The sequence below is a fragment of the Nocardioides insulae DSM 17944 genome (assembly GCF_000422825.1).
GTDB lineage: Bacteria > Actinomycetota > Actinomycetes > Propionibacteriales > Nocardioidaceae > Nocardioides > Nocardioides insulae.
Map to the genome: position 1 here is coordinate 732,428 of NZ_KE383929.1, position 24,929 is coordinate 757,356.

Annotated in this window: 22 protein-coding genes; 13 read left to right on the top strand and 9 right to left on the bottom strand. The window is 71.5% G+C overall.

Features of this window, described 5'->3' with window-relative positions:
* Positions 1 to 109: 109 nt before the first annotated feature.
* Genes fahA through G515_RS0117925 form a run of 3 tightly spaced genes read right to left on the bottom strand, consistent with a single transcriptional unit; the run spans position 110 to position 3,347 of the window.
* On the bottom strand, positions 110 to 1,300 hold the full coding sequence (fahA, locus tag G515_RS0117915) for a fumarylacetoacetase (RefSeq protein WP_028661263.1): 1,191 nt from the start codon (positions 1,298 to 1,300) through the stop codon (positions 110 to 112).
* Positions 1,297 to 2,166, bottom strand: coding sequence for a hypothetical protein (locus tag G515_RS0117920; protein WP_028661264.1), 870 nt, complete (start codon positions 2,164 to 2,166; stop codon positions 1,297 to 1,299). The genes fahA and G515_RS0117920 overlap by 4 nt, the downstream gene beginning before the upstream one ends.
* Positions 2,163 to 3,347 carry a homogentisate 1,2-dioxygenase gene (locus tag G515_RS0117925; protein ID WP_028661265.1) on the bottom strand — a complete coding sequence of 395 codons (1,185 nt, stop codon included), beginning with the start codon at positions 3,345 to 3,347 and terminating at the stop codon, positions 2,163 to 2,165. The genes G515_RS0117920 and G515_RS0117925 overlap by 4 nt, the downstream gene beginning before the upstream one ends.
* A 285-nt stretch (positions 3,348 to 3,632) precedes the next feature.
* On the opposite strand from G515_RS0117925, the gene G515_RS0117930 reads away from it, so the two are divergent.
* A complete protein-coding gene (locus G515_RS0117930; protein WP_084653698.1) occupies positions 3,633 to 7,094 on the top strand; it encodes a glycosyl hydrolase in 3,462 nt (1,153 codons plus the stop codon).
* A gap of 252 nt (positions 7,095 to 7,346) precedes the next feature.
* Positions 7,347 to 7,538: a hypothetical protein gene (locus G515_RS0117935; protein ID WP_157571181.1), complete on the top strand. Its 192-nt coding sequence runs from the start codon at positions 7,347 to 7,349 to the stop codon at positions 7,536 to 7,538.
* Between the two features lie 10 nt (positions 7,539 to 7,548).
* Here G515_RS0117935 and G515_RS0117940 read toward each other — a convergent pair whose 3' ends face one another.
* The 3 genes from G515_RS0117940 to G515_RS0117950 form a co-directional block, all read right to left on the bottom strand.
* Positions 7,549 to 8,172, bottom strand: a complete 624-nt coding sequence (locus tag G515_RS0117940) for a PaaI family thioesterase (protein ID WP_245565464.1) — start codon at positions 8,170 to 8,172, stop codon at positions 7,549 to 7,551.
* Positions 8,169 to 9,872 carry an AMP-binding protein gene (locus tag G515_RS0117945; protein WP_051218538.1) on the bottom strand — a complete coding sequence of 568 codons (1,704 nt, stop codon included), beginning with the start codon at positions 9,870 to 9,872 and terminating at the stop codon, positions 8,169 to 8,171. The genes G515_RS0117940 and G515_RS0117945 overlap by 4 nt, the downstream gene beginning before the upstream one ends.
* Positions 9,873 to 10,017: 145 nt before the next feature.
* Positions 10,018 to 11,217, bottom strand: coding sequence for a 4-hydroxybenzoate 3-monooxygenase (locus tag G515_RS0117950; protein ID WP_028661270.1), 1,200 nt, complete (start codon positions 11,215 to 11,217; stop codon positions 10,018 to 10,020).
* A gap of 138 nt (positions 11,218 to 11,355) precedes the next feature.
* Between G515_RS0117950 and G515_RS0117955 the strand changes: the two genes are divergently transcribed.
* Positions 11,356 to 11,685 (top strand): DUF4286 family protein, encoded by a 330-nt coding sequence (locus G515_RS0117955; protein ID WP_036555975.1) that lies wholly within the window; start codon positions 11,356 to 11,358, stop codon positions 11,683 to 11,685.
* A 109-nt stretch (positions 11,686 to 11,794) separates the two neighbouring features.
* Here G515_RS0117955 and G515_RS0117960 read toward each other — a convergent pair whose 3' ends face one another.
* Positions 11,795 to 12,535 carry an IclR family transcriptional regulator gene (locus G515_RS0117960; RefSeq protein WP_028661272.1) on the bottom strand — a complete coding sequence of 247 codons (741 nt, stop codon included), beginning with the start codon at positions 12,533 to 12,535 and terminating at the stop codon, positions 11,795 to 11,797.
* A 77-nt stretch (positions 12,536 to 12,612) separates the two neighbouring features.
* Here G515_RS0117960 and pcaH point away from each other — a divergent pair, with 77 nt between their 5' ends.
* Genes pcaH through pcaC form a run of 4 tightly spaced genes read left to right on the top strand, consistent with a single transcriptional unit; the run spans position 12,613 to position 15,641 of the window.
* On the top strand, positions 12,613 to 13,374 hold the full coding sequence (gene pcaH / locus G515_RS0117965) for a protocatechuate 3,4-dioxygenase subunit beta (protein WP_028661273.1): 762 nt from the start codon (positions 12,613 to 12,615) through the stop codon (positions 13,372 to 13,374).
* Positions 13,371 to 13,937, top strand: coding sequence for a protocatechuate 3,4-dioxygenase subunit alpha (pcaG, locus tag G515_RS0117970; RefSeq protein ID WP_211221073.1), 567 nt, complete (start codon positions 13,371 to 13,373; stop codon positions 13,935 to 13,937). Before pcaH ends, pcaG begins: the two co-directional genes overlap by 4 nt.
* Before the next feature lie 37 nt (positions 13,938 to 13,974).
* Positions 13,975 to 15,210, top strand: a complete 1,236-nt coding sequence (locus tag G515_RS22215; protein WP_051218539.1) for a lyase family protein — start codon at positions 13,975 to 13,977, stop codon at positions 15,208 to 15,210.
* The gene (gene pcaC / locus G515_RS0117980) at positions 15,207 to 15,641 is read left to right on the top strand and encodes a 4-carboxymuconolactone decarboxylase (RefSeq protein ID WP_084653699.1); all 435 of its coding nucleotides are present in this window, start codon (positions 15,207 to 15,209) and stop codon (positions 15,639 to 15,641) included. The genes G515_RS22215 and pcaC overlap by 4 nt, the downstream gene beginning before the upstream one ends.
* Before the next feature lie 29 nt (positions 15,642 to 15,670).
* Here pcaC and G515_RS0117985 read toward each other — a convergent pair whose 3' ends face one another.
* The gene (locus G515_RS0117985; protein WP_028661276.1) at positions 15,671 to 16,663 is read right to left on the bottom strand and encodes a LacI family DNA-binding transcriptional regulator; all 993 of its coding nucleotides are present in this window, start codon (positions 16,661 to 16,663) and stop codon (positions 15,671 to 15,673) included.
* A gap of 132 nt (positions 16,664 to 16,795) precedes the next feature.
* Here G515_RS0117985 and G515_RS22845 point away from each other — a divergent pair, with 132 nt between their 5' ends.
* From G515_RS22845 to G515_RS0118015, 6 genes are all read left to right on the top strand, one after another.
* A complete protein-coding gene (locus G515_RS22845) occupies positions 16,796 to 17,395 on the top strand; it encodes a TRAP transporter small permease (RefSeq protein WP_169570680.1) in 600 nt (199 codons plus the stop codon).
* Positions 17,392 to 18,666 carry a TRAP transporter large permease gene (locus G515_RS0117995; protein ID WP_028661277.1) on the top strand — a complete coding sequence of 425 codons (1,275 nt, stop codon included), beginning with the start codon at positions 17,392 to 17,394 and terminating at the stop codon, positions 18,664 to 18,666. Before G515_RS22845 ends, G515_RS0117995 begins: the two co-directional genes overlap by 4 nt.
* A gap of 74 nt (positions 18,667 to 18,740) precedes the next feature.
* Positions 18,741 to 19,757 carry a DctP family TRAP transporter solute-binding subunit gene (locus tag G515_RS0118000; RefSeq protein ID WP_028661278.1) on the top strand — a complete coding sequence of 339 codons (1,017 nt, stop codon included), beginning with the start codon at positions 18,741 to 18,743 and terminating at the stop codon, positions 19,755 to 19,757.
* Positions 19,754 to 20,749, top strand: coding sequence for a phosphotriesterase family protein (locus tag G515_RS0118005; protein ID WP_051218541.1), 996 nt, complete (start codon positions 19,754 to 19,756; stop codon positions 20,747 to 20,749). The genes G515_RS0118000 and G515_RS0118005 overlap by 4 nt, the downstream gene beginning before the upstream one ends.
* A complete protein-coding gene (locus G515_RS0118010) occupies positions 20,746 to 21,624 on the top strand; it encodes a shikimate dehydrogenase (protein ID WP_036555977.1) in 879 nt (292 codons plus the stop codon). The genes G515_RS0118005 and G515_RS0118010 overlap by 4 nt, the downstream gene beginning before the upstream one ends.
* Positions 21,625 to 21,674: 50 nt before the next feature.
* Entirely contained in the window at positions 21,675 to 23,519 is a 1,845-nt protein-coding gene (locus tag G515_RS0118015; protein ID WP_036555980.1) for a sugar phosphate isomerase/epimerase and 4-hydroxyphenylpyruvate domain-containing protein, read from the top strand.
* 107 nt (positions 23,520 to 23,626) lie between these two features.
* Here G515_RS0118015 and G515_RS0118020 read toward each other — a convergent pair whose 3' ends face one another.
* Positions 23,627 to 24,907 (bottom strand): ABC transporter substrate-binding protein, encoded by a 1,281-nt coding sequence (locus G515_RS0118020; RefSeq protein WP_245565465.1) that lies wholly within the window; start codon positions 24,905 to 24,907, stop codon positions 23,627 to 23,629.
* Positions 24,908 to 24,929 lie beyond the last annotated feature (22 nt).

Here is a 24,929-nt window from a genome sequence, read left to right on the forward strand (position 1 = left end):
CGGCCGCTCTGGAGGGACCTCACGCCGGTGCGCTCCAGCAAGGATACCCGGTCGGGTCCCCGATCCCGCCCTCAGGGTCGGGCGCGTCCCCAGGACAGGTGAGGGGACGCTAGCTCGGCGGCTCGACGGGGGCCGGCACGATCCGTCCACGCGCCTCGCCGAAGCCGATCCACGCGCCCTCCGGACCGGGCGCCACTGCCCGCAGGACCACCTCGTCGCCGTCCTCGAGGAAGGAGCGCTCCTCGCCGCCGACCAGGACCGGCTCGGCGCCGCCCCAGGTCAGCTCGATGAAGGCACCGCGCTGGTCCTTGGCCGGCCCGGAGACCGTGCCGGACGCGAACAGGTCCCCGGTGCGGGTGGGCGCGCCGTTGACGGTCTGGTGGGCCAGCATCTGGGCGGGCGACCAGTACATCGAGGCGTACGGCGGGCGCGAGACCACCTGACCGTTCCACTCCACCTCGAGCCGGAGGTCGAGTCCCCAGGGCCGGTCCAGCCGAAGGTAGGGCAGCACCTCGGGCTCCTGCGGCGGGGTCGCCACCCGGGCATGGTCCAGCGCGAGCAGCGGCACCACCCACGGTGAGATGGTCGAGGCGAAGCTCTTGCCCAGGTTGGGACCGAGCGGGACGTACTCCCAGGCCTGGATGTCGCGCGCCGACCAGTCGTTGAACAGCACCAGGCCGAAGATGTGATCCTCGGCCGCGTCCACGGCGATCGGGTGACCCATCGCGTTGCCGGTGCCGACCACGAAACCGACCTCGGCCTCGATGTCCAGCCGGGTGGTGGGCCCGAAGACGGGTGCGTCCTCGGCCGGGGGCTTGCGCTGCCCGTTCGGTCGGACGATGTCGGTGCCGGAGACCACGATCGACGCCGACCGGCCGTGATAGCCGACCGGGAGATGCTTCCAGTTCGGCATCAGCGGGTCCGGGTTGTGCGGCCGGAAGAGCCGGCCGAGGTTGGCGGCGTGGTGCTCGGAGGCGTAGTAGTCGACATAGTCGGCGACCTCGAAGGGCAGATGCATCCTGACGGCGTCCAGCGGGTGCACCGCCTCCGGCGACACCTCGCCCCGGACCAGTCGGGCGATCCGGGCCCGGACCTCCACCCAGCTGCCGCGTCCGCTCGCCATGAACGGGTTGAGGCTGGGCCGGGCGAACACGTCCTCGCCGGTCAGCGCAGCCAGGTCGATCACCTGATCCCCGAGCCGGGTGGCGACCCGCGGGGTCTGCCCGGGCACCGAGTAGACACCGTAGGGAAGGTTGGCCAGGCCGAACAACGAGTCCTCGGCGAGATCGAGCCGGGTCACCCCCGCACGCCGCCCGCCGGGTCGAGCAGGCCCGCGGGCAGCAGGCCGAGAGCGGCCAGTTCCTGGGCCGGCTCGCGGACCGAGCAGGTGCCGAAGGAGCGGAACTGCCGCCGGACGCGGGGCTGGGCGTCGCGGACCAGGCCGGCCAGTCGGGGACCATCGCGGTCCTCCAGAACGGAGACCAGGTCGGCCACGGCGGCCCCTTCCAGGGCGGCCGCGGTCGTCGCGAGCAGGTTCAGGAATCCGTGCTGCTCGAACCCGGTCACAGGATCGGTGTTGCGCACCGCATGATGCAGCCCGGCGGTCGCCTTGAACGGCACGCCGGCGCGAACGGCGCTCCGGATCCCGCCGGCCAGTTCGGCCGCGTCCGGGTAGAGCGCCGCACGCACTCCCCCGGTGCGGAACTTGGCCAGGTGGCGGGTACCGCTCAGCTCACCGAGCAGTGCGGCGCGGCGCTGGTCGCGCGGGATCTCGACGTACGCCGTCACCCCGGACGGCACGCGCGCCTCCAGCCTCCCCACGACCGCGGACGGGGCGAATCCGTCGGGAAGGACGACCTCCAACCCCACCAGTCGGACCGTCGGCAAGGCGCCCACCCGGCTCACCGCGCCGGAGACCTCGGCCAGCGGGAGCGTCAGCGACACCTCCAGCTCGGCCGGCAGCTCGGGCAGAGCCCCGAGCCGGTCGAGGTCCGTGGCCGCGAGGACCAGCGGCCCCACCAACGCGGCATACCCGCTCCGCCGGTGAGTGACATGGGCCGGGACCGCTTCGACCAACGGCAGGTTGCCGGGTGGGAACACAGCTGCGTCGTCACACAGCCCGGCGAACATCCGGGAGATGCCGGCCCGCGTGGTCAGGGCGGTCATGAGTTGCGCTCCCAGGAGTAGACATAGGTGCCGTCGTCGGTGGCACGGCCGGCCTCACCGAGCAGGAGCGGCCGGAAGGTGTCGACCATGATCGCGAGTTCGTCGAAGTACTCGATCCCGAGCGAACGCTCCATCGCGCCGGGCTGCGGGCCGTGGGGGTGGCCGCCGGGATGCAGCGAGATCGACCCCTGGCCGATCCCTGACCCCTTCCGGGCCTCGTAGTCGCCGCCGCAGTAGAACATCACCTCGTCGGAGTCGACATTGGAGTGGTAGTAGGGCACCGGGACGGCCAGCGGGTGGTAGTCGACCTTGCGAGGCACGAAGTTGCAGATGACGAAGTTGTTGCCCTCGAACACCTGGTGCGCCGGCGGCGGCTGATGCACGCGACCCGTGATCGGCTCGAAGTCGCGCACGTTGAACGCGAACGGGTACAGGCAGCCGTCCCAGCCGACGACGTCGAAGGGATGCTGCGGCAGGGTGTGGACCGTGCCCACGACACCGCGAGGGCCCCGGTGCTTGAGATGCACCTCGACGTTCTCCTCCTCGACCACCCTCGGGTCGGTCGGCAGCCGGAGGTCCCGCTCACAGAAGGGGGCATGCTCGAGCAGTTGGCCGTGCTTGGAGAGGTAGCGGCGGGCCGGCGTGATGTGGGAGTTGGCCTCCACGGCGTACACCCGCACGGAGCCGCCGAGCGGGACGAAACGGTAGGTCGTGGCGCGAGGGATCACGACGTAGTCGCCCTGGCCGACGGTGAGATCCCCGAAGATCGTCTCGACCAGCGCGTCGCCCTCCTCGAGATAGAGGCACTCGTCGCCGATCCCGTTGCGGTAGTAGGGCGAGACCGAGTCGGCGACGACGTAGGCGATCCGGACGTCGTCGTTCCCCAACAGCAGGCGGCGGCCGGTGACGGCGTCCACGCCCGTGTCACCCTCGGCGAAGATCTTGTGGGTGGAGAGATGCCGCGGGATCAGCGGATGGTTGGGCACCAGGGTCTGGTCCCGCAGCTCCCACTCCCGGTACGCGCGGATCGCGGAGGGGAGGAAGCGGTGGTAGAGCAGCGAGGAGTCGGAGGAGAAGCCCTCCTCCCCCATCAGTTCCTCGTAGTAGAGCTGCCCGTGCTCGTCCCGGTGCTGGGTGTGGCGCTTGGGGGGTACGAGCCCGGCGGAGTGGTAGTAGGGCATGGGTGGCCTCCTCGCAATGGTGCTGCGTACGTCGGATCACGACGGCGCGATCGTACCTTCGAGTGTGACTCACACCACACACTGACCCGGACTCTGCGGTGGCGGGCGCCGGCGCGGCCGTTGGATCCCTCCGTCACCACCACCCGCGGTCGCGTGGCCGGATCCGGACGCATCGGCGCTGAATCGTTCCAATCCGGGCCTTCCCGGGCTTACCCTCCGCTGGGCGCTCCCTGTGTGTCACCAGTCACAAGCGCCTCAGTCGATCTCGAAGGGACCTCAGGGAACGTGAATCGCCATCAGACTCGCACGCGCGGCCTGCTCGCCGGCTCCATCGCCCTCTCGGCCGTGGCCGGCCTGGCCGTGACCGCCTCGCCACCCAGCAGCGCAGCACCGGCGGGTGCCTCGGCCACCGGACAGGTGAGCCAGGACCGCGGGTTCTCGGCCGCGGACTTCGCCGACCCGCGCAAGGACAGCCGACCATCGTTCTACTGGTACTGGACGGGCAACGTCACCCCGGAGGTGGTGGACGCCCAGATGGCCGAGATGCGCGACAAGGGCGTCTACGAGGCGGTCCTGTTCCCGTACGGCGGCGAGAAGATGCAGCCGGCCTTCCTCACCCCGGAGTGGTTCGACATCGTCGAGCACGTGCTTCGCACCGCCCAGCGCACCGGGATGCGGATCTGGCTGTTCAACGACAGCAACTTCCCCAGCGGCAAGGCCGGTGGGGTGATCGCCAACGGCGGCAAGGTCGGGGATCGCGAGGTCCAGGCGCGCCCCGAGCTCCGGCTCAAGGCGTTGCAGCGCTCGACGCGTGTCGTCGAGGGACCGGCGACCGTCGACCCGGCCGAGTCCAGCGGGCTGAGCGTCGAGGGCGGTCGCCTGATCGTGGACGGCTCTCTGCGCGAGGGTGCCCACCCGATCGCCGGCGGAGCGGCGTGGGACGACTACACCGTGACCGGCAAGGCGGGCTTCACCGCCTCCGGCGTCCAGCTGATGGTGCGCTCCTCCGCCGACGGCAGCAAGGGCTACCTCGTCGACGTCGACGTCAAGGGGCGGGCGAGCGTCTGGCGGCTCGACGGCGAGACCCGGACGCAGCTGACCACCGGCGTACCCACGCCGGGCTTCTCGCCCCGGCGCGAGCAGACCATCAGCGTCACCGTGACCGGTGACCAGATCCAGCCGGTGATCAACAAGACGGTGCAGCCCGCGGCGCACGACGCGACGTACCCGACCGGTTCGGCCGCCGTCAGCGCCGAGTTCGGTGGGGTGGGCGTGGAGGACGCGGTCGAGGGGCTCCAGCGGGTGCAGTGGGCCGACCTGACCGTGACCGGTGCGGACGGCTCGGAACTGTGGTCCCAGGCCTTCGAGGACAGCGAGGCGATCGGCGACTTCGGCGGACCGCTGATCCGACTCGACGGCGCGGTCGCCGCCTCGGCGCGCCCGGCGGGCTCGACCGACGGTGAGGACCTGGTCGAGCTGACACCCAAGCTCGAAGACGGCTCCTGGCAGGTACCCGCCGGTCGCTGGCAGATCGACACCTTCGAGTCGGTGACGCTCGTCGACGACACCAGCGGCTACCACCGCGGCTACCTGAACCTGCTCGACCCCCGGGCCACCGATGCACTGCTCGACACCGTCCAGGGTGAGTACCTCCGCCGCTTCGGGTGGGCGATGGGCTCGGTCGTGCCCGGCTTCTGGGACGACGAGCCCTTCATCTCCTCCGCCGAGCCGTGGCCCTTCAAGCGGCTCCCGTGGTCGAGCGGACTCGCCGACCTGATCGACCAGGCCGGCGCGACCCCCGGTGTCGCCTTCACGGCGGCCGCCGACGAGCTGGGTCGCACCGGGGAGGAGTACTCCGGGGCCTACTGGCGAGCGGTCAACGACGCGTTCGCCACCAACTACTACCAGCGTCAGGCCGCCTGGATGGAGGACCACGGCCTGAAGCTGATCACCAACCCGCTGCTGGACGAGGAGGGCCCTCAGCAGCGGATGCACAGTACCGGCGACCTGGCCAAGAACAACCAGTACGCCCAGGTGCCCGGCACCGACATGATCACCGAGGACTACCAGGCCGGTCACCAGACCATGCTCGTCCGCAACGCCGCCTCGGCCGCGCACCAGAGCGGCGCGGAGCGCGCCCTGGTGGAGGTCTTCGGCAACTCCGGCTGGGACGTCGCACCGGACTTCATGCGCGCCACGGTCGGCGCCCTCGCCACGCGCGGGGCCAACTCCACGGCCCTGCACGCGATGTGGACCGACGAGAAGCAGGTCTACTTCGCGCCGCCGTTCGGCCCGGTCAACCCCTACTGGGACGCGATGGGCGACGTCGACGCCTGGATCGGCCGGGTGATGGAGATGGGCCGCGGCGAGTCGCTCGCCAGGACCGCGGTGATCCAGCCGCAACGCGCGGCCGAGCAGACCCGGACCACGGACACCGAGCACCGACTCGACGCCAACCTGAGCGGCGCCGCCTACGCCCTCGAACGCGGTCAGGTCGACTTCGACCTGCTCAGCGACGGGGCGCTCTCCGGCGACCCGCACACCCGCTACCAGGGCCGCACCCGGCTGGGCCGGCTGGAGGTCGGCGAGGCGAGCTACTCGATGCTGGTCCTTCCGGAGACGACCGTCCTCGACCTGGAGACGGCGCAGCGACTCCAGCGCTTCGTGCTCGCCGGCGGCCGTCTGGTCGCCGTGGGCGAGCTCCCCCGACTCGAGGCGCGGGGCCGGACGCAGGCCCTGGCCCGCGAGCTGGACACCCTGTTCGGCAGGGCCGGCACGGGGTGGAGCCGGCACGGGCTCGGCCGCGTCGCCCTGGTGCCGGACACCGAGACGCTCGGCGACCTGGCGGCCGCCGCCGGCGTCGCAGCAGCCGACCTGTCCCCGGCCGCGCCGGCGGTCCGCGTGATCCGGACCGAGCGCGAGGGCGAGGTCGCCTTCCTGATCAACAACGAGAGCGACCAGACCGTCACCACCAACGCGACCCTCCCGGTCGACGGCGTACCGGAGCTCTGGGATCCGCGCACCGGCACCACCGAGGTCGCGACCGCCTACGACGAGAGCGGCCTCGGCCGGACGACGGTGCCGCTCGACCTGGACCCCTACGAGACCCTCGCGGTCGTCTTCGAGCGCGGCACCAAGGCGTCCCCGCACCTGCTCGGTGACCAGCCGGCCGAGTCGGTCACGGCGACGCGCCACGGGCTGGACGCGACCATGGTGCTCCCCGAGCCGGGCACCTCCGAGCTGACCGGTCGGGACGGCCTGCGGACCTATCGCGGCGAGGTCACCGTGACCGACGCGCTGACGCCGATCGCCCTGGACGGACCGTGGAGCGTACGGCTCGACCGGGAGGGTGAGAGTGAACAGACCCGACCGCTGGGATCGTGGACCGACCTCGACCCGCGCTTCTCCGGCAGCGCCGTCTACCGCACCTCGGTCGACCTCACCGACCAGGACCTGGCCGACCGGCGGATGATGCTCGACCTGGGCGAAGTGCACGACATCGCCAAGGTGAGCGTGAACGGCACCGTGTTGCCGCGTGCCCTGTGGGCGCCGTACGTCGTGGATGTGACCGACGCGCTGCGGGCGGGTGGGAACACGATCGAGGTCCGCGTCACCAACACCCTGCTCAACGAGCGCGGCAAGGCGAACCAGGTGCCTCCCACCTCGGGCCTTCTCGGCCCGGTCTCCCTGCGCCCGCAGGCCGTGGTCGTCGCCCACCTGGAGCGCCGGCTCCCCGGCCGCCCCTGACCGCCCCTGACTGAGGGCCTGCGGCGGCGCCGAGCGCCGCCCGGGCGGGTCCCCGGCCGTGGGTGTCGACACCCACGACCGGGACCGCCGGACGTCGGCCGTCGTCCCCTTCGCGGGAGGACGGCCGGCGTCGGAGCGGCCCAGCGGGTGCGAGGACCCTCAGGTAGCGACCGGTCCCCGTCCGCCCTTGAAGCGGCCGACGGCGCGCGCGACGATGAAGACCCAGTGTCCGAGACCGCGAGGGAGGCCACGATGAGTTCGATGGACCAGGCCGCCGAGGCCGACCTGCTCGACCAGCAGCACGCCGTCGAGGAGGCGGATGAGATCCTCATCCCCCACCCGGCCACCGCGCTCGAGGAGGCCAGCGAGGGCGACCTGCTCGAGCAGGAGCAGAGCGTGACCGGTGACGACGACCTCTACCCGTACGGCGCGGAGGAGGAGTGAGGCAGCCCCCTCACTGCTGACCGGGGCGGAGCTCGAGGAACAGCGCCTCCGCCTCGGCACACACCACGTCACCGTGGGTGATCTCCCCGCGCACGAACCGCTTACGGCCCTCGACCCGCTCGATCCAGCACCGCACGCCCAGGGTGACGTCGATGGGCGCGATGGCCCGGTAGTCGGTCTTGAGGTACGCCGTCCGGCTGGGCACCGGACCGGCCCAGTGCGCCACCGTGCCGAGCAGGTCGTCGAAGAGCACCGAGAGCGCGCCACCGTGCACTGCGCCGTTCACCCCGAGGTGGAAGGCGCCGAAGCGCACCGTGCCGGCCAGGTGGCGCTCTCCCCGCTCAGTCCGGGTGAAGACCGGTACGAGGGCCTGCCCGCGCCCCGGCGTACGCCGCACGCGACCGTAGTGCCGCTCGGCCTCGGGGACCCGACGCACCTCCATCCGGCGCCGCCACGACGCCAGGTCGGCACGGAGCTCGGCGGCGGTGTCGGGATCCAGGGAGGCCATCGCCAGCGCGTCCAGGAAGCCGCGCAGTTCCGCGGCCATGCCCACCATCTCGGAGTGCAGGTCCGCTGACATCGCCTCCTTGCCGCGGCGGCCCATCATCGCCTCGATGCCGTCGACGCCGCTCACGAGGCGTCCCCGGACGGGTCGGCGACCTGCGCCGCGGCCCAGGCGGACTCAGCGGTCCGCAGGTCGCGGTGGTCGTCCTCCCCGACCACGAAGCGCCGCAGGTCGGCCTTGTTGATCTTGCTGATCGTGGACCTCGGCAGCGCCCGGACGACGTAGACCTCACGCGGGACCTTGAAGTCGGCGAGCAGGTCGCGGCAGGCGCCGGTGACCACGGCGGCGAGTCGTGCCTCGACATCGGCCGAGGCGGTCGGGGCGCCCGAAACCCCGTCGTCGGCTGGGACGACGAAGGCGACCGGCACCTGGTCCAGCTTGCTGTCCGGCGCGGCCACCACGGCGACCTCACCCACCTCGGGCAGGGCCGCGATCACCCGCTCGATCTCGGAGGCGGCGACGTTCTCCGCTCCCACCTTGAGCATGTCCTTGAGCCGGTCGACGAAGGTGAGCGTCCCGTCGTCGTTGAGCCGGACCAGGTCGCCGGTGGCGAACCAGCCCTCGGCGTCGAAGCCCGACCGGGTCGCCTCGGGGTTGTTCCAGTACTCCGCGAACATCGAGATCCCGCGCACGCCGCGGACGAACAGCTCACCGGTCTCGCCACACCCGACCGGGCTGCCGTCGGGCCGGCTGACCCGGATGTCGTACTCCGGGGCGGGCCGGCCGATCGACCCCTGCATGGCCGGCAGCCGACCGCTGGAGCAGATGCCGTGGCTGACCGTCTCGGTCATGCCCCACCAGGTGACGCACTCGACCCCGAAGAGCTCCTGGAACGGTGCGACGACCGGGCTGCCGAAGCAGCGGTAGTCGTGCTCGGGCGGCGCCTCTGCGGCGAGCACGGCACGCAGGGACAGCCCCATCAGGGAGAGCCAGGTGCACCCGTGCGCCAGGGAGATCTCCCAGAACCTGCTGGTCGACCACTTGTGGATCAGCACGAACCGCGCGCCGACCCACAGACTGGCCAGCACGGAGTAGGCCATCGCGTTGGTGTGGAACAACGGCATGTAGGTCAGGTGGACGTCGTCCTTCCGCAACCCCTCGTGGGTCGCGTTGCACTGGCCCGCCCACAGCCCGTTGGCATGGGTCCACAACACGCCCTTGGGACGAGCGGTCGTGCCGGAGGTGTACTGGATGCTCAGCGGCGCACCCGGCTCGGCCGGCGGGCTGAGGAGTCGCCGCGGGTCGGCGTACAGCTCATCGAAGCGGAGCACGCCCGCGGGCAGCGGCAGCGCCGGCTCCCCGAGCGGTACGCCGGGATCCTGGTCCACTGCGGCGACGAAGGCGAGGGCGGGCCCGGCCGCACCGAGGAGTGACGCGAACCGCGGCTGGGTGATCGCGGCGGTGGCGCCGCTGTCCTCGATGTAGTAGCGCAGCTCGTCCTCGGATGCGCGCGCGTTGGTGGTCACCGCCACCGCGTGCACCTGGGCACAGGCGAACCAGGCGAGCAGGAACTCCGGGCAGTTCTCCAGGTGGATGACCACCCGGTCACCGGCACCGATGCCGCGCTCCTGCAACCCGGCGGCCACGGCCCGCACCTCGGCGAGGAAGACCGCATAGGTCCAGGTCCGCGGCGCGCCCTCGAAGGGCTGCCAGGTCACGAAGTCGTCGTCGGGGTGCTCGGCCGCCCGTTCCGTCAGCAGTCGGGCGACGTCCGTGCCGGTGTAGGGATGCAGCGGCGGGATAGGGAGGCGTGGTTCGCTGGCCTGCACGATCGACCTTTCGGGGCGACTGGTCAGGCTTCCGGACACCCGACGTGAAAGTGGTCCCGAGGATGGCCGTCCCCGGGACCACTGTCAACCAGCAACTGAACGTCCGATCAGTGGCCGTTCAGGGTCGCGCGTCGCGCGTAGGCGCTCAGCCCCTGTCGGGCCACCCGGTGTAGCCCTCGGCGAGGTAGGTCTTGCCCGCCTCGGAGGCGACCAGGGTGGCCAGCTCGCCGAGCTGGCGGCGCTCGTCGAACGGCGTGCTCTCCGGCAGCTGGTGGAGCATCGTGGTCATCCAGTAGGAGAAGTGCTGGGCCTTCCACACGCGGGCGAGCGCGCGGTCGGTGTAGGTGTCCAGGGCCTCGGCCTCACCCTTGGAGACGGTCCGCTCGATCACCTCGGCCAGCACGCGCACGTCGGCCAGGGCGAGGTTGAGCCCCTTGGCGCCGGTCGGCGGGACCGTGTGCGCCGCATCGCCGGCGAGCAGCAGGCGACCGTGCCGCATCGGCGTCTGCACGAAGCTGCGGAAGGGCAGGACCGACTTGTCGATGACCGGTCCCTCGTTGAGGCGGAAGCCGTCCGGGCCGGCCACCCGGCCCTGCAGCTGCTCCCAGATCCGGTCGTCGGACCAGTCCGCGGGGTTCTCGCTCGGGTCGCACTGGAAGTACATCCGCTGCACGTCCGCGGTGCGCTGGCTGATCAGCGCGAAGCCCTGCTCACCACGGGTGTAGATCAGCTCCGGAGCGGAGGTCGGCGCCTCGACCAGTACGCCGAACCACGCGAAGGGGTACTCCCGGAAGTACTGCGTGCGCGGCTCGACCAGGTCGCGGCAGATGCTGCGGGAGCCGTCGGCCCCGACCACCAGCTCGGCGGTGACCTCGTGCCGCGCCCCCTCCGGGTCCAGGTAGGTGACCCGCGGACCTGTGCTCGACGCGCCGACCTCGTGCACCTCGGCACCGGAGATGCCGTAGCGCAGGTCGCCCGCGTCGCGGGTGCGGGCGGCATGCAGGTCGATGAAGACCTCGGTCTGGGGGTAGAGCCAGCAGGACGCGCCGACGTACTTCTGGAAGTCGATGCGGTGGCTCTCACCGCCGAAGCGCAGGTCGATGCCCTGGTGCTCGTGCCCGTCGGTCAGCACCCGGTCCGAAGCGCCCGAGTCCACCAGGAGGCGGACGCTGTCGCGCTCGAGGATGCCGGCGCGGTGGGTGGTGGCGATCTCGTCGTAGGTGCGGTGGTCGAGCACCACGCTCTCGATCCCGGCCACGTGGAGCAGATGCGAGAGCATCAGCCCCGCCGGGCCTCCTCCCACGATCGCCACCTGGGTCCGTGTGCTGCTGGTCACCGTCGTCATGAGGGCGACGGTATGACCCGGGTCTCCTTCCCGCGAGATCGCTTCTGCTCAGCGGAAACGCTAGCCAAAACGGTGCCACCCTGTCATCGTCTGAGCGATCGTTCAATCCATCTCTCCCCCAATCCCCTGGAGGAATCCGTGGCCGCAGCAGAAACTTCCGAGAACCACGGCGTCCTGGTGGTCTTCACCAGCCCCGCGGACCCGTCGCGCGAGGATGAGTTCAACGCCTGGTACACCGGCACCCACGTGCCCGAGATCGTCGAGAAGGTCGACGGGATCTCCGGTGCCCAGCGCTACCAGCTCGGCAACGGCTCCCCCGAGGGCCCGCGCCCCTACCTGGCGCTCTACACGCTCACCGAGCCGGCCGAGAAGGTGCAGGCCGCCTTCTTCGCCGCGCTGCCGACCTTCACCATGTCCGACGCCATCGCGGGTGACCCTGTGCTCGCGTTCTACGACGCACGGGACTGAGCCTCGAACCCAGGCTGAGCCCACCCCGGCCGGGACACCGCTCGGTGTCCCGGCCGGTCGCGCATCGCCCGGCCGCCCCTCACCATCGCGCCCCTCACAGGCGCCGGACTCACAGCTGGCGGCCGATACCGCGGGCGGCGACCTGGAGGGCCGCGATCAGACGGCCCCGGTCGTCCTCCAGTGAAGGCACCACGACGCCGAGCGCCGCGACGATGGTGTTGCGCTGGCGGATGGGCACCGCGGCCGAGCAGGCGCCGAGCGTCATCTCCTGCGCGGTCGCCGAGAATCCCTCGCGTCGCACCCCCGCCAGCTGTTCCTCGAGGAGCTGCGGATCGGTGACGGTGAACGGGGTCATCGGCACCAGGTCAGCGAGCACCCGGCGCCGGACGTCGTCGGGGGCGTGGGCGAGCAGCACCTTCCCGACCCCCGTGGCGTACATCGGCAGGCGCGAGCCGACCTTGCTCACCACCGGCACCGAGGCCCGCCCGGCGAGTCGTTCGAGGTAGAGGACCGAGTCACCGTCGCGGACCGCGAGCTGGACCGTCGCCAGGGTCGCCGCATAGATGTCGTGCAGGAAGGGAGACGCCGCGTCACGCAGCGTCTCCTGCACGGGCGCGAGCAGGCCGATGTCCCAGATCCGGCGCCCGACGACGTACTCGCGGCCGACCATCGCCAGCGCCCTGTGTGACACCAACTCCGCCACCAGCCGGTGGGTCGTGGAGAGCGGGAGATCCGCACGCCGGGCGATCGAGCTGAGCGCGAGCTGCGGGTGGTCCTTGTCGAAGGCGGAGAGCACGGCGAGCACGCGGGCCGTGACGGTGGCGCCCGGGGTGCGGGTGTTGCCGGCCATGCCTCGATGATCACACACTTCTTCCGCTGAGCAGAAGGAACTTGGCGCGACTCACACCACGGGGTCATCGTCGTGGCATGGAACTGGAGACACAGTCGGTCATCGACGCCGAGATCTCGGCGATCGCACAGGCCACCGAACAGGCCGGGGCCGGTGAGCTCCAGCCGCACGTGGACTACCCGCCCTACCGCAGCAGCATCCTGCGGCACCCCACCAAGGATCTGCGCCACACCGACCCGGAGACGATCGAGCGCTGGGCACCCTGCTTCAGCCACCGCGACGTCGACCCGCTCGAGTCCGACCTGACCATCGGCCAGCGGGGCGAGCCCGTCGGCGAGCGGATCATCGTCACCGGTCGGGTCACCGACGGCGAGGGGCGCCCGGTCCGCAACCAGTTGGTCGAGATCTGGCAGGCCAATGCCGGCGGCCGCTACGTCCACAAGCGCGACCAGCACCACGCCGCGCTCGACCCCAACTTCACCGGCGCGGGCCGCTGCCTGACCGACGACGAGGGCAACTACCGCTTCGTCAGCATCAAGCCCGGCCCGTACCCGTGGAAGAACCACCTCAACGCCTGGCGGCCGGCGCACATCCACTTCTCCCTGTTCGGCACCGACTTCACCCAGCGGCTGGTGACCCAGATGTACTTCCCGGGAGACCCGCTCTTCTCCCGTGACCCCATCTACCAGGCCATCACGGATCCCAAGGCGCGCGAGATGCTCGTGGCCACCTACGACCACGACCTCACCCAGCCCGAGTGGGCCACCGGCTACCGCTGGGACATCGTGCTCACCGGCAGCAACCGCACCTACACCGAGTCCGAGGACAGCGACCTGTGAACACCACCGCATCCGGCATGAGCACCCCCGGTCAGACCGTCGGCCCGTTCTTCCACTACGGACTCCCCTACGACGGCGACCGCGACCTGGTGACCCCCGGCAGCCCGGGCTCCATCCGGCTTCACGGCACCGTGTACGACGGCAACGGTGCGCCCGTCCAGGACTCCCTCATCGAGATCTGGCAGGCCCGGCCCGACGGCACGGTCCCCCAGGAGCCGGGCTCGCTGCGCCGCGACGGCTGGACCTTCACCGGCTTCGGCCGGGCGAGCACGTCGCGGGACGGCTCGTTCTACTTCAGCACCCTCGCGCCCGGGGCGACCGAGCCGGGAGCCGCCCCGTTCTTCGCGGTCACCGTGTTCGCCCGCGGACTGCTCGACCGGCTCTTCACCCGGGCCTACCTGCCCGAGGACGAGGCCGCCCTGGCCGCCGACCCGCTGCTCTCCTCGCTGGAGCCGGAGCGCCGTCGTACCCTCGTCGCGGAGAAGGACGAGCAGGGCTACCGGTTCGACATCCGGTTGCAGGGCGAGGACGAGACCGTCTTCCTCCTCTTCCCCGGCCGGTGAGTCCACGCCGTCCCGTCCCGGCTGTGAGGATGGTCCGGTGAGCGACCTCTTCTGGCCCGGCGACGAGCGCGCCGGCGACCTGCTGACCGAGGCCACCTGGCTGGGTGCGATGGTACGGGTGGAGCAGGCCTGGCTGGACGCCCTGGTGGCGGCCGGGCTGGCCGCACCCGCCACGCTCGACGGCCTGGTCGGCGTCGACGATATCGACCTGCTCGCCCGTGGCAGCGAGTCCACCGGCAACCCCGTGCCCGGCCTGGTCAAGCTCCTGCGCGAGCGGAGCGGCCAGGCCTGGGTGCATCGGGGCCTGACCAGCCAGGACGTCGTCGACACCGCCCTGATGCTGTGCGCCCGGGATCTTCTCGAACGGCTCGACGCCGAGCTCGACGCGCAGATCGGTGCGCTCTCGGCCCTGGCCGAGGAGCACCGCGCCACCGTGATGGCCGGCCGCACCCTGACCCAGCACGCCGTACCGATCACCTTCGGGCTCAAGGCGGCCGGCTGGCTGACCGGTGTGCTCGACGCCGCGGACGCCATCCGGGCCCTCGAGCTGCCCGCGCAGCTCGGCGGCGCCGCCGGCACCCTGTCGGCGGCCTCCGAGCTGGCCGGGTCCCCCGCCGGCGCACTGCGTCTGACCGCGGACGCCGCCGCCCGGCTCGGACTGGCCGACCTGCCGCCCTGGCACACCAGTCGACGACCGGTCAGCGCACTCGGGGACGCGCTGGTCGCGGCCAATGACGCGTGGGGGCGGCTCGCCGCCGACGTGACCACCCTGTCCCGCCCCGAGATCGCCGAACTCGCAGAGCCCGCCGGCCGAGGCGGCTCCTCGACCATGCCGCACAAGCAGAACCCCGCCCTGGCGGTGCTGGTCCGCCGGGCCGCGCTCGCCGCTCCCCCGCTCGCCTCCTCCCTCCACGTCGCCGCCGCAGCAGCGGTCGACGAGCGACCCGACGGGGCCTGGCACATCGAGTGGGCAACGGTGCGCACCCTCGGCCGGCGTACCGCCGTCGCGGCGTCGCAGGTCACCGAGCTGCTCACCGGCCTGAGGGTCCGCGAGGACCGGATCGCCGCGCACGTCGGGGAGGACGACCTGCTCGCCGAGCGTGACACGATCCGGGCCTTCGCCGGCCTCCCGGCAGCGCCCCTCTCGGGCCCGGGTGCCGGAGCCGCCGGCTACCTGGGCGGCAACGCCGAACTGATCGACCGGGTCCTGGCACGGGCCGGTCGTCTCCCCGCCCGCTCCACCCCGTCCACCCCTTCGGAGGAACAGCAGTGACCGACCAGCCGTCGACCCCCGACCGGCCCGCCGGCTCCCCCGCCACGCCCGAGGCCACCCTCGCCGAGGTGTACGACGCCGGCATGGCCGTGCGCCGTGAGGTGCTCGGCGACGCCCACGTCGACCGGGCGACCGCGGGGATCACCGAGCTCACCGCGGAGTTCCAGGAGATGATCACCCGCTATGCGTGGGGCGGCATCTGGACCCGCCCGGGCCTGGACCGGCGCAGCCGCTCGATGATCACGCTCACCGCGCTGATCGCCCGCGGACACCACGAGGAGTTCGCCATGCACGTCCGTGCGGCCCGCCGCAACGGGCTGACCGCGGAGGAGATCAAGGAGGTCATCCTCCAGTCCGCGATCTACTGCGGCGTCCCGGACGCCAACACCGCCTTCCGCCTCGCCCAGGGCGTCCTCGCCGAGGAGGGCTGAACCCGGCCCCGGGGGTGGTGCCGCCCGGCTCAGCCGCCGCTGCCCGGGCCCGACGAACGCCGGATGACCAGGTCGGACGGCAGCCGGAGCTGGGCCGGATGGTGACGCCCCGGCGGGTCGAGCAGCAGCTCGACCGCCAGCCGCCCCGCCTGGGCGCCCGGGGCGCCGAGGGTGGTCAGCGGGGGCTCGAGCAACTCGGCGGCGAAGATGTCGTCGAACCCCACCACCGAGACGTCCTCGGGTACGGCGACCCCGCGGTCCCGTAGCCGCCGTACGATGCCGATCGCGAGCAGGTCGTTGTGCGCGACGACCGCGGTCACCCCGGCCCGTAGCGCCCCGTCCGCGGCCACGGCGCCGTTGGCCACCGTCGGGGCGTAGGGCCCCACCCGGCGCAGGGTCAGCCCATGCTCCTCCGCACCGCCGCTCAGCGCGGCCCAGCGCTCGGCGCTCATCCAGGACGTCGGCGGCCCGGAGCAGTAGGCCACCTCGCGATGTCCCAGGGACGAGAGGTGCTCGAGGATCTGGCGGCATCCACCGCGCATGTCTCGCACGACGCTGGGGATGGGTGGCAGTTCCCGGTCGAGCAGCACCAGGCGATGCTTGCCGGCCAGTGCTCGCAGCTCGTCGTCGGAGAGCCTGCTGGCGGCCAGGATGAAGCCGTCGACCGCACCGGTCAGGCCCTGGATCTGCTCGAACTCGATCCGGCGGGACTCCTCGGCGTTGACGATCACCAGCGTGTTCCCGGCGACCCGGGCGCGTTGTTCGGCGCCTCGGATCAGCTCGAAGAAGTACGGGTTGGTGATGTCGGCCAGCATCAGTGCGATGGTCGCGTGCTTCCCGCTCTGGAGCGCGCGGGCGTGCGGATTGGGCACGTAGCCGAGCTCCTCGGCGGCGGCGACGACCTTCTGCCGGGTGCGCTCGCTGACCCTCCCCGGCACCCCGAAGGCACGGGAGACGGTGGAGGCGGCGACCCCTGCTCTGGTCGCGACGTCGTAGATCGTGGGCTCGGGCACGCTGCCCATCAAGGCACACGCTGGCAACTTTGGCAACCGATTGCCGAGGTTGTCGCGGCGGCCCTAGATTCGGCCCATCGTGTGATGACCGCCACGTTCCCCCGGCACCCCCGTGCCCGCGTGGCCCCGAAGGAGAATCAGGTGTCCGAGGAGACAGCAGCAACCGGCCCGCCCGGACCCCTCAAGCGTGTGGTCGGGTTCCTCACCACCGTCGAGCTCGGCATCTCCGCCCTCGCTGCCGCGATGATCTTCGTCCTGATCCTCGTCCAGGCCGGCCAGCGCTATCTGCCCATCGACGGCTGGACCTGGACCGGGGAGTTGGCCCGCTACGGCCTGGTGTGGCTCACCTTCTCCGCCTGCGGCGTGCTGGTGACCCGCGACGGTCACATCGCCCTGCAACTCGTCGACTCGATCCGCAACCAGGCGGTGGTCCGCTCCGTGCACGTCTTCGCCCTGCTCGTCGTGGCGGCGACCGGGGCCGGCTTCGCCTGGGCGTGCTGGACCCTGATCACCGAGTCGCAGAACCTCACCACCCCCTCACTCGGCATGCCGATGTGGGTGGTCTACCTGATCCCGCTGATCGGCTTCGTCAGTACGACGATCCGCGGCCTGTGTGCCGCGATCGGGGTGGCGCGTCACGGTGTCGGCTCCAGCCTCGAACCCGAGTCGCTGGCGGTCCAGGTCAACGGCCCGCAGCTGCCCGGTGGCACCGCCGACCCGAACGGGGAGGCCCAGCGATGACCGTCCTCTGGCTCCTCCTCGGGATCGCCCTGCTGCTCGTCCTGCGGGTCCCCGTCGCCTTCGCCTTCCTCGGCCCGGGGCTGGTCTACCTCCTCGCCACCGGCCAGTCGGTCGGACTGGCGATGCGGCTGATCACCGAGTCGACCGCCTCCTTCCCGCTGCTGGCCGTCCCCTTGTTCGTGCTGCTCGGCGTCCTCGCCAACCATGCCGGCATCGCCGACCGGCTCTTCGACTTCGCGCTCGCCCTGTTCGGCAAGGTGCGCGGCGGACTCGGCTACGTCAGCGTCGGGGTCAGCCTCGGGTTCTCCTGGATGAGCGGCTCTGCGGTCGCCGACGCGGCGGCGCTGAGCAAGGTCGAGATCCCCACCATGGTCAAGCAGGGCTACTCCCGGCGCTTCGCCCTCGGGGTGGTCGGCTCCTCCGCCCTGATCGCGCCGGTCATGCCGCCCAGCATCCCGGCGGTGATCTACGCCGGTCTGGCCGCCGTATCCACCGGTGCCCTCTTCGCCGCCTCGGTGATCCCCGCACTGCTGATGGCCCTCGGCCTGTGCATCGTCGTCTTCATCCAGGTGCGCCGCCAGCCCGACATCGTCGACATCGGCTTCTCCTGGTCGCGGCTCGGTACGACGTTCGGGCGGGTGCTCGCACCCCTGGGCGCTCCGATCCTGATCCTCGGCGGCATCCTGTGGGGGCTGTTCACCCCGACCGAGGCCGCCGCCGTGGGTGCGGCGTACATGATGGTGCTGGGTTTCGCCTACCGCACCCTGAGGATCCGCGACCTGCCCAAGGTCTTCGTGGAGACCATCCTGACCACCGCGGCGATCATGCTGATCGTCTCCAGCGCGGCGCTGCTCGGCTACGCGCTGGCCCGGGAACGGGTGCCCCAGGACCTCGCCGAACTCGTGCTCGGGTTCACCGACGACCCGCAGGTCTTCCTCCTCCTGGTCGCGGTGCTGATGCTGATCCTCGGCACGGTCATCGACCCGACCGCCGTGCTGGTGCTCGTCGTGCCGATCCTGATGCCGATCGCGCTCCGACTCGGCGTCGACCCGATCGTGCTCGGCGTGCTGATGATCCTCTCCCTGATGATCGGTCTGCTCACGCCACCGGTCGGCACGGTCCTCTACGTCCTCAGCTCGACGATCAAGGTCCCGGTCGGAGAGGTCTTCAAGGGCTCGCTGCCCTTCATCGTCCCTCTGCTGGTGATCTGTGCGGCGATCATCCTCGCCCCCGACCTGGTGACCTGGCTGCCCGAGAAACTCGGCCTCTAGCTCCGCCGCGGCCCGTCCCCTCCATCCCTCCAACCCCCGAGGCCATCCGGCCGATCCCCGAGGAAGGACCCATCATGAAGTCCACCCGCAAGCCGCTCGCCGTCGCAGCGGTGCTCGCCCTGCCACTCGTCCTCGCCGCCTGCGGCGACGATGACGGGGGCGACTCCGGGGGCTCCGACTCCGGCGTCGAGCTGACCCTGGCGCACAGCTACACCGAGGACCAGCCGCAGCACACCTGCGGCGCCCAGGTGATCAAGGACGAGGTCGAGGCCGCCGACGTGGGCGTCACGGTCGAGATCTACCCCAACAGCCAGCTCGGCGGCGATGCCGACCGGATCGCCTCGGTCCAGTCGGGCGACGTGGACATCGACATCCAGGGCGCCTCCGCGCTGGCCGCCGTCTACGAGCCGATCGGCGTCCTCGACGCGGCGTACGCCTTCGCGGACTCCGACCAGCTCCAGACCTTCATGGACAGCGACGCGGGCACGCAGCTGGCCACCGACTTCAAGGACGCCTCCGGAGTGAACGTGCTCGGCGCCTGGTCGGCCGGCGCCCGGCAGTTCACCGCCAACGACCCGATCCGCAGCCCGGAGGACCTCGACGGCCTGCGGATGCGGTTCCCCGGCTCGCCGCAGTTCCTGCTCAACGCCAAGGCACTCGGCGCCCAGGCGACCGAGGTCGCCTACGAGGAGCTCTACCTCGCCCTCCAGCAGGGCGTCGTGGACGGCCAGGAGAACCCGATCACCAACATCGACTCCAGCAACCTGGTCGAGGTGCAGGACTACCTCTCCATGTCCAACCACCAGCTGAACAGCAATCTGGTCGTCGCCGGCGGCACCTACGACGACCTGACCGACGAGCAGCGTCAGGCCGTCGACGACGCCGTCGCCTCGGCCGTGGAGCAGATGCCCGGCTGCGTCGAGGACGCCGAACAGGAGATCCTCGACGGGTGGGAGTCGGAGGGCAGCATCGAGATCGTCGACGACGTGGACACCGAGGCGTTCTCGACGCAGGCCGACGCCTGGTTCCGTGCCAACCTCGAGGGTGACTCGCTGAAGGTCTACGAGGACATCAAGGCGACCCAGCAGTGACCGCCGACCCCGCCGCCGGCGCCACCGTGCCCACCTACCGGGGCACGGTCGGCGCCGGCGTGCTGGGCCGCACCCTGATGCACGAGCACGTCTTCGTCCGCTCCCCCGAGCTCGACGTCGACTACCCGCACCCGGAGTGGGACCAGGTCTCCGCCGTGGAGACCGCGGTCCGCGGCCTGGAGGACCTCTACGACCTCGGCATCCGCACGGTCGTGGACCTGACCGTGCCCGGGCTGGGCCGGGACGTCGCGCTGGTGGCCCGGGTGGCCGCCCGGGTCAGGGTCAACCTGGTGGCGGCCACCGGCTGGTACACCGACGACGTCCTGCCGCCCTTCTTCCGCACCCACGGTCCGGGGCGCCTGGTGGGAGGCACCGACCCGCTGACCGACTTCTTCCTGCGCGACGTGCAGCACGGCATCGGCACGAGCGGTGTCCGCGCGGGCGTGGTCAAGGTCGTCACCGACGCCCCCGGGATGACCCCGGACGTCACCCGGATCCTCACCGCCGCCGCCACCGTGCACGCCGAGACCGGCGTCCTGATCAGCACCCACAGCAACCCCGCCCTGGGCACCGGCCTCGACCAGGCCCGGTTCCTGCTGGACCGCGCCGTGCGTGCCGACCACCTGATCATCGGGCACAGCGGCGACTCGACCGACCTGGACCAGCTCCGCCGCCTGCTCGGCATGGGCGTGACGCTCGGCTTCGACCGGTTCGGGATGGCCCACACCGGGGAGGACCAGCAGCGGGTCGACACCCTCCTCACCCTGCTCGGCGAGGGGTACGCCGGCCAACTGGTCGTCTCGCACGACGCGGCGTACTTCAGCCGGGTGACCCCGCCGTCGTGGCGCCGCAGCCACACCCCGCACTGGACCCACGACCACCTGAGCCGACGGATCCTGCCCCTGCTGCTCGAGCGAGGGGCCCGTCAGGAGGACCTCGACACGATGATGATCGACAACCCGGCCCGCCTGCTCGCCCCGGTGGCGCGATGAGCGGCTCCCTGACTCCGGCCGGCGAGCGCTACCGCGTCGGGTTGATCGGGCACGGCATCGGTCCGTCGCTCTCCCCCGCCCTGCACATGCGCGAGGCGAGGCTGCTCGGGCTGGACTACGACTACGTCGTGATCGACCTGTTGGACCGGGTCGCCGATCTCGGGGACGTGCTCACCCGGCTGGAGGAGGACGGCTTCGCGGCCACCAACATCACCCACCCGTTCAAGCAGGAGGTGCTGGCCCACGTCGGGACCCGGAGCACGGCGGTGGACCAGATCGGGGCGGCCAACCTGGTGCTGTTCACCGGGGAGGGCCGGGTCGCGCACAACACCGACGCCACCGGGTTCGGCGCGGCTCTGGACAGCTTCCTGGCGGCCCAGCCGGGCGGCGAGCACCGCGGCACCGTCGTCCAGGTCGGTGCCGGCGGAGCGGGCCTCGCCACGGCCTCGGCCCTGGTCGGCATGGGCTTCGAGCAGGTCGTCGTACACGACCGTGCGGCCGCGGCCGCGGCCGCCCTCGCCGCCCGCTTCGAGGGCGCCTGCGGCACGCGCGTCCGGGTGAGCGAGGGCGAACCCGACCGCTGGCTGGAGCGCGCCGACGGGGTCGTCCACGTGACCCCTGTCGGCATGAAGGAGCACCCCGGGGTCGCCTTCGACGTGGACCTGCTCCGGCCGGACGCCTGGCTCGCCGAGGTGGTCTACCGCCCGCTGGAGACCGAACTGGTACGCCGTGCCCGCCGGCGCGGCCTGGTCACCCTGGACGGCGGCGCGATGGCGGTCGGGCAGGCGGTCGACAGCCTGCACCTGATCACCGGCCGCACACCCGACCGCGAGAGAATGACCCTGCACTTCGACGAACTCGTCGCCGAGGCGTGAGGCCGCACCGGCGCGGCCCGACCGCCACCCAGATCCTTGGAGGAACCATCGTGTCCGTCACCCCCTCGCCCCGGCTCCGCCGAGCCATCGCCACGGTCTGCCTCAGCGGCAGCCTCGAGGAGAAGCTGACCGCCTGCGCGGAGGCCGGCTTCGACGGGGTCGAGATCTTCGAGCAGGACCTGGTGGTCAGCGACCTCAGCCCCGAGGAGGTGCGCGCCCGTGCCGACCGGCTCGGCCTGACCATCGACCTCTACCAGCCCTTCCGCGACTTCGAGGGGGTCGACGAGGAGCAGTTGGCCGACAACCTGCGCCGGGCCGAGGAGCGGTTCAAGGTGATGAAGCGGCTGGGCGCCGACCTCATCCTGGTGTGCAGCAACGTCGCCACCGCGACCGTCGACTCCGACGAGGTCTCCGCCGCCCAGCTACGGCAGCTGGGCGACCTGGCCGAGAAGTACGACGTCAGGATCGCCTTCGAGGCGCTGGCCTGGGGACGCTTCGTCAACGACTACCGGCGGGCCTGGCGGATCGTCGAACTGGCCGACCATCCTCGGGTGGGCACCTGCCTGGACAGCTTCCACATCCTCTCCCGCGGCCACGACCCGGCCGAGATCGAGCGGATCCCCGGGGACAAGATCTTCTTCGTCCAGCTCGCCGACGCGCCCGCGCTCTCCATGGACGTCCTGAGCTGGAGCCGGCACCACCGGCTCTTCCCGGGTGAGGGCGACTTCGAGCTCGGTGGGTTCGTGGCCCACCTGAGCCGCGCCGGCTACACCGGGCCGCTCTCCCTGGAGGTCTTCAACGACGTCTTCCGGCAGACCGACACCCAGCGCACCGCCCACCACGCGATGCGCTCCCTCGGCTGGGTCGAGGACCAGGCCGCCCGGGTGGTGGGCGCCGACCAGCAGGCCCCCACGCTGCCCCCGACCCGGCTCCCCCGGGCAGGTTCCGCGTGCGGCTACGACTATGTCGAGGTCAAGGCGGAGAACACCAGCGAGGTCGAGGCCGCGCTCTATCAGCTCGGGCTCACCTTCCGCGGCCGGCACCGCACCAAGCCGGTCCGGCTCTGGTCGGCCGGCGACATCCGGGTGGTGCTGAACGAGGAGCACGCCATCGGGGAGGAGCCCCACCTGGCCGGCGTCGGTTTCACCATGCCGTCGGCGGCCACCGCCACCGAGCGTGCCCGGGCGCTCTCCGCTCAGCCGGTCACCCGGCGTACCCACGCCGACGAGCAGCGCCTGGACGGCTTCGACTCCCCCAATGGGATGGAGGTCTTCTTCAACGACCCCGTCGAACCGGGCGAGCCCGGCTGGGTCGCGGAGTTCCTGCACGGCAACGAGGCGGACGCCGCGACGCCGTACTCCCGGATCGACCACATCAACCTGGTCCACCCCTGGGACGCCCACGACGAGGCGGTCCTCTTCTACACCAGCGTGCTGGGGCTCGAGGCGCCGCCGCCGGTGGAGGTCGCCAGCCCGCAGGGACTGGTCCGAAGCCAGGTGATGCGCAGCGCCGACGGCAGTGTCCGGCTGCCGCTCAACGTCGCCCCGGCACTGAGCCGCCACTACCCCGAGCACGTCGCTCTGGCCTGCGACGACATCGTCGCGGTGGCCCGACGGGCGCGCGAGCGTGGCATGAAGCTGCTCCGCATCCCGGCCAACTACTACGACGACCTGCGCGCCCGCTTCGGCCTCCCGGATGAGCAACTGGATCTGCTCCGCCGGCACGACCTGCTGCTCGACAGGGATGCGCACGGCGAGTTCTGGCACTTCTACACCGCCCGGCTCGGGCGGGTGTTCTTCGAGGTGGTGCAGCGGGTCGACGGGTACGACGGCTACGGCGCCGACAACGCCCCCGTCCGACTCGCCGCCCAGCAGCGCCGGGACGGGCGCAGCTAGGGCGACGCCCCGGCATCCGGTCTGGCTCACCCCTGGCCGCGGGGGGCTCGGCCCGGCCGAGCCCCCGGGTCGGGCCACCCGAACCGGGTCTTGGAGAGCCCACCGTCTCAGCCCTCGAAGCAGGCCCCCGTGAAGTCGTACCCGGCCGCGGTCTCGCCCTCGAAGAAGTCCTCCTCGACGACGACTCCGGTCGGGGCCTTCGGGTCCACGGAGCTGAGCAGGGTCTGGGTGAACACCGGCTGGTCGTCGGCGAAGTTGCCGGCGTCCTCGGGCAGCACGCCCTCGTAGTCGACGGTCTCCAGTGCCTGCACGGCCTCGAGCAGACCGGCCCGGGTCTTGTCGTAGTCGCCCTCGAGCCACTCCTCGAGCGCCGCCTTCAGCGGGTAGGACCAGACCCAGCCCGCGGTGTACCCGTCGTTGGGCTGATCGACCTGTCCCACCGCCTCCCGCATCGCGGCGTGCCCGTCGGTCTCGGTCGGCCACGGACCCCAGGGGCCGGACTGCATGTACATCGCCTCCAGCGCGGGCGCGGACGGCGTCTCCAGCAGGGCCGGGTTCCAGGTCGGGGAGAGTCCGATGAAGCGGCCCTGGTACCCCTGCGACGCCGCCTGCCCGACGATGACCGCCGTCTCGGTCGGACCGACCCCGAGCAACACCAGGTCGGGCTTCTCGCGCACGATCGAGCTGATCGCGCCACCCTGGTTCTCCTGGCCCGGCTCGGTCTCCACGCTGGAGAACTCCAGCCCGTGCCCGTCCGAGGCGATCTCCGCACCCGCCGCGCCGTCGCCGCCGTAGTCGCCCGGGAAGCCGACCGCCATCACCGAGCCGACGTCCATGTTCTCCACCGCGTAGTCGACGCTGTTCATGCCCTCGACGCAGTAGTTGGCACCGGACTCGAGGATGACGTCCTCGAAGGCCCACAGCGAGGTCCAGGAGGCCGGAGCCCCGATCATCTCGTCGCTCTCCATGTCCGGGAGGATCGCGAGCGTGGTCGGCGAGCCGAGGGTCTGCGCGAGCGCGAGCACATCGCCGGAGATCTCGCCGTAGACCTGCTGATGGGTCTGCGGGTTGTAGAGGTTGTCCTTGACGTAGGTGGAGACGTCGATGTCGTAGCCGCCGATCCCCCCGTCATCGTTGACCCGCTGCCAGAACGCCTTCTGCGCATCGACGATCGGAACGCCGAGCGCGGCGAAGGGCCCCTGGGTGAGGTCTGAGATCGAGCCGAGATAGATGCACCCGTTGCCGTCGTTGACCGGCGTGGGGCAGGGTTCATCGCTCACGCCGGGCGCGTCGACGGCCTCGCTGCCGCCGTCGTCGCCTCCTCCGCGGCAGCCCGCGGCGACCAGGCTCACCGCCACGAGGGCCACTCCGAATTTGATCAGTTTCACTGCGAACACTCCTTCTTGGTGG

Bases quoted from the DNA above. Each gene is read 5' to 3' on its own strand.
- G515_RS0117920 (WP_028661264.1), bottom strand. From the start codon at position 2,166: ATGACCGCCCTGACCACGCGGGCCGGCATCTCCCGGATGTTCGCCGGG.
- G515_RS0117925 (WP_028661265.1), bottom strand. From the start codon at position 3,347: ATGCCCTACTACCACTCCGCCGGGCTCGTACCCCCCAAGCGCCACACC.
- G515_RS0117935 (WP_157571181.1), top strand. From the start codon at position 7,347: ATGAGTTCGATGGACCAGGCCGCCGAGGCCGACCTGCTCGACCAGCAG.
- G515_RS0117950 (WP_028661270.1), bottom strand. From the start codon at position 11,217: ATGACGACGGTGACCAGCAGCACACGGACCCAGGTGGCGATCGTGGGA.
- G515_RS0117960 (WP_028661272.1), bottom strand. From the start codon at position 12,535: ATGGCCGGCAACACCCGCACCCCGGGCGCCACCGTCACGGCCCGCGTG.
- pcaH (WP_028661273.1), top strand. From the start codon at position 12,613: ATGGAACTGGAGACACAGTCGGTCATCGACGCCGAGATCTCGGCGATC.
- G515_RS0117985 (WP_028661276.1), bottom strand. From the start codon at position 16,663: ATGGGCAGCGTGCCCGAGCCCACGATCTACGACGTCGCGACCAGAGCA.
- G515_RS0117995 (WP_028661277.1), top strand. From the start codon at position 17,392: ATGACCGTCCTCTGGCTCCTCCTCGGGATCGCCCTGCTGCTCGTCCTG.
- G515_RS0118000 (WP_028661278.1), top strand. From the start codon at position 18,741: ATGAAGTCCACCCGCAAGCCGCTCGCCGTCGCAGCGGTGCTCGCCCTG.
- G515_RS0118010 (WP_036555977.1), top strand. From the start codon at position 20,746: ATGAGCGGCTCCCTGACTCCGGCCGGCGAGCGCTACCGCGTCGGGTTG.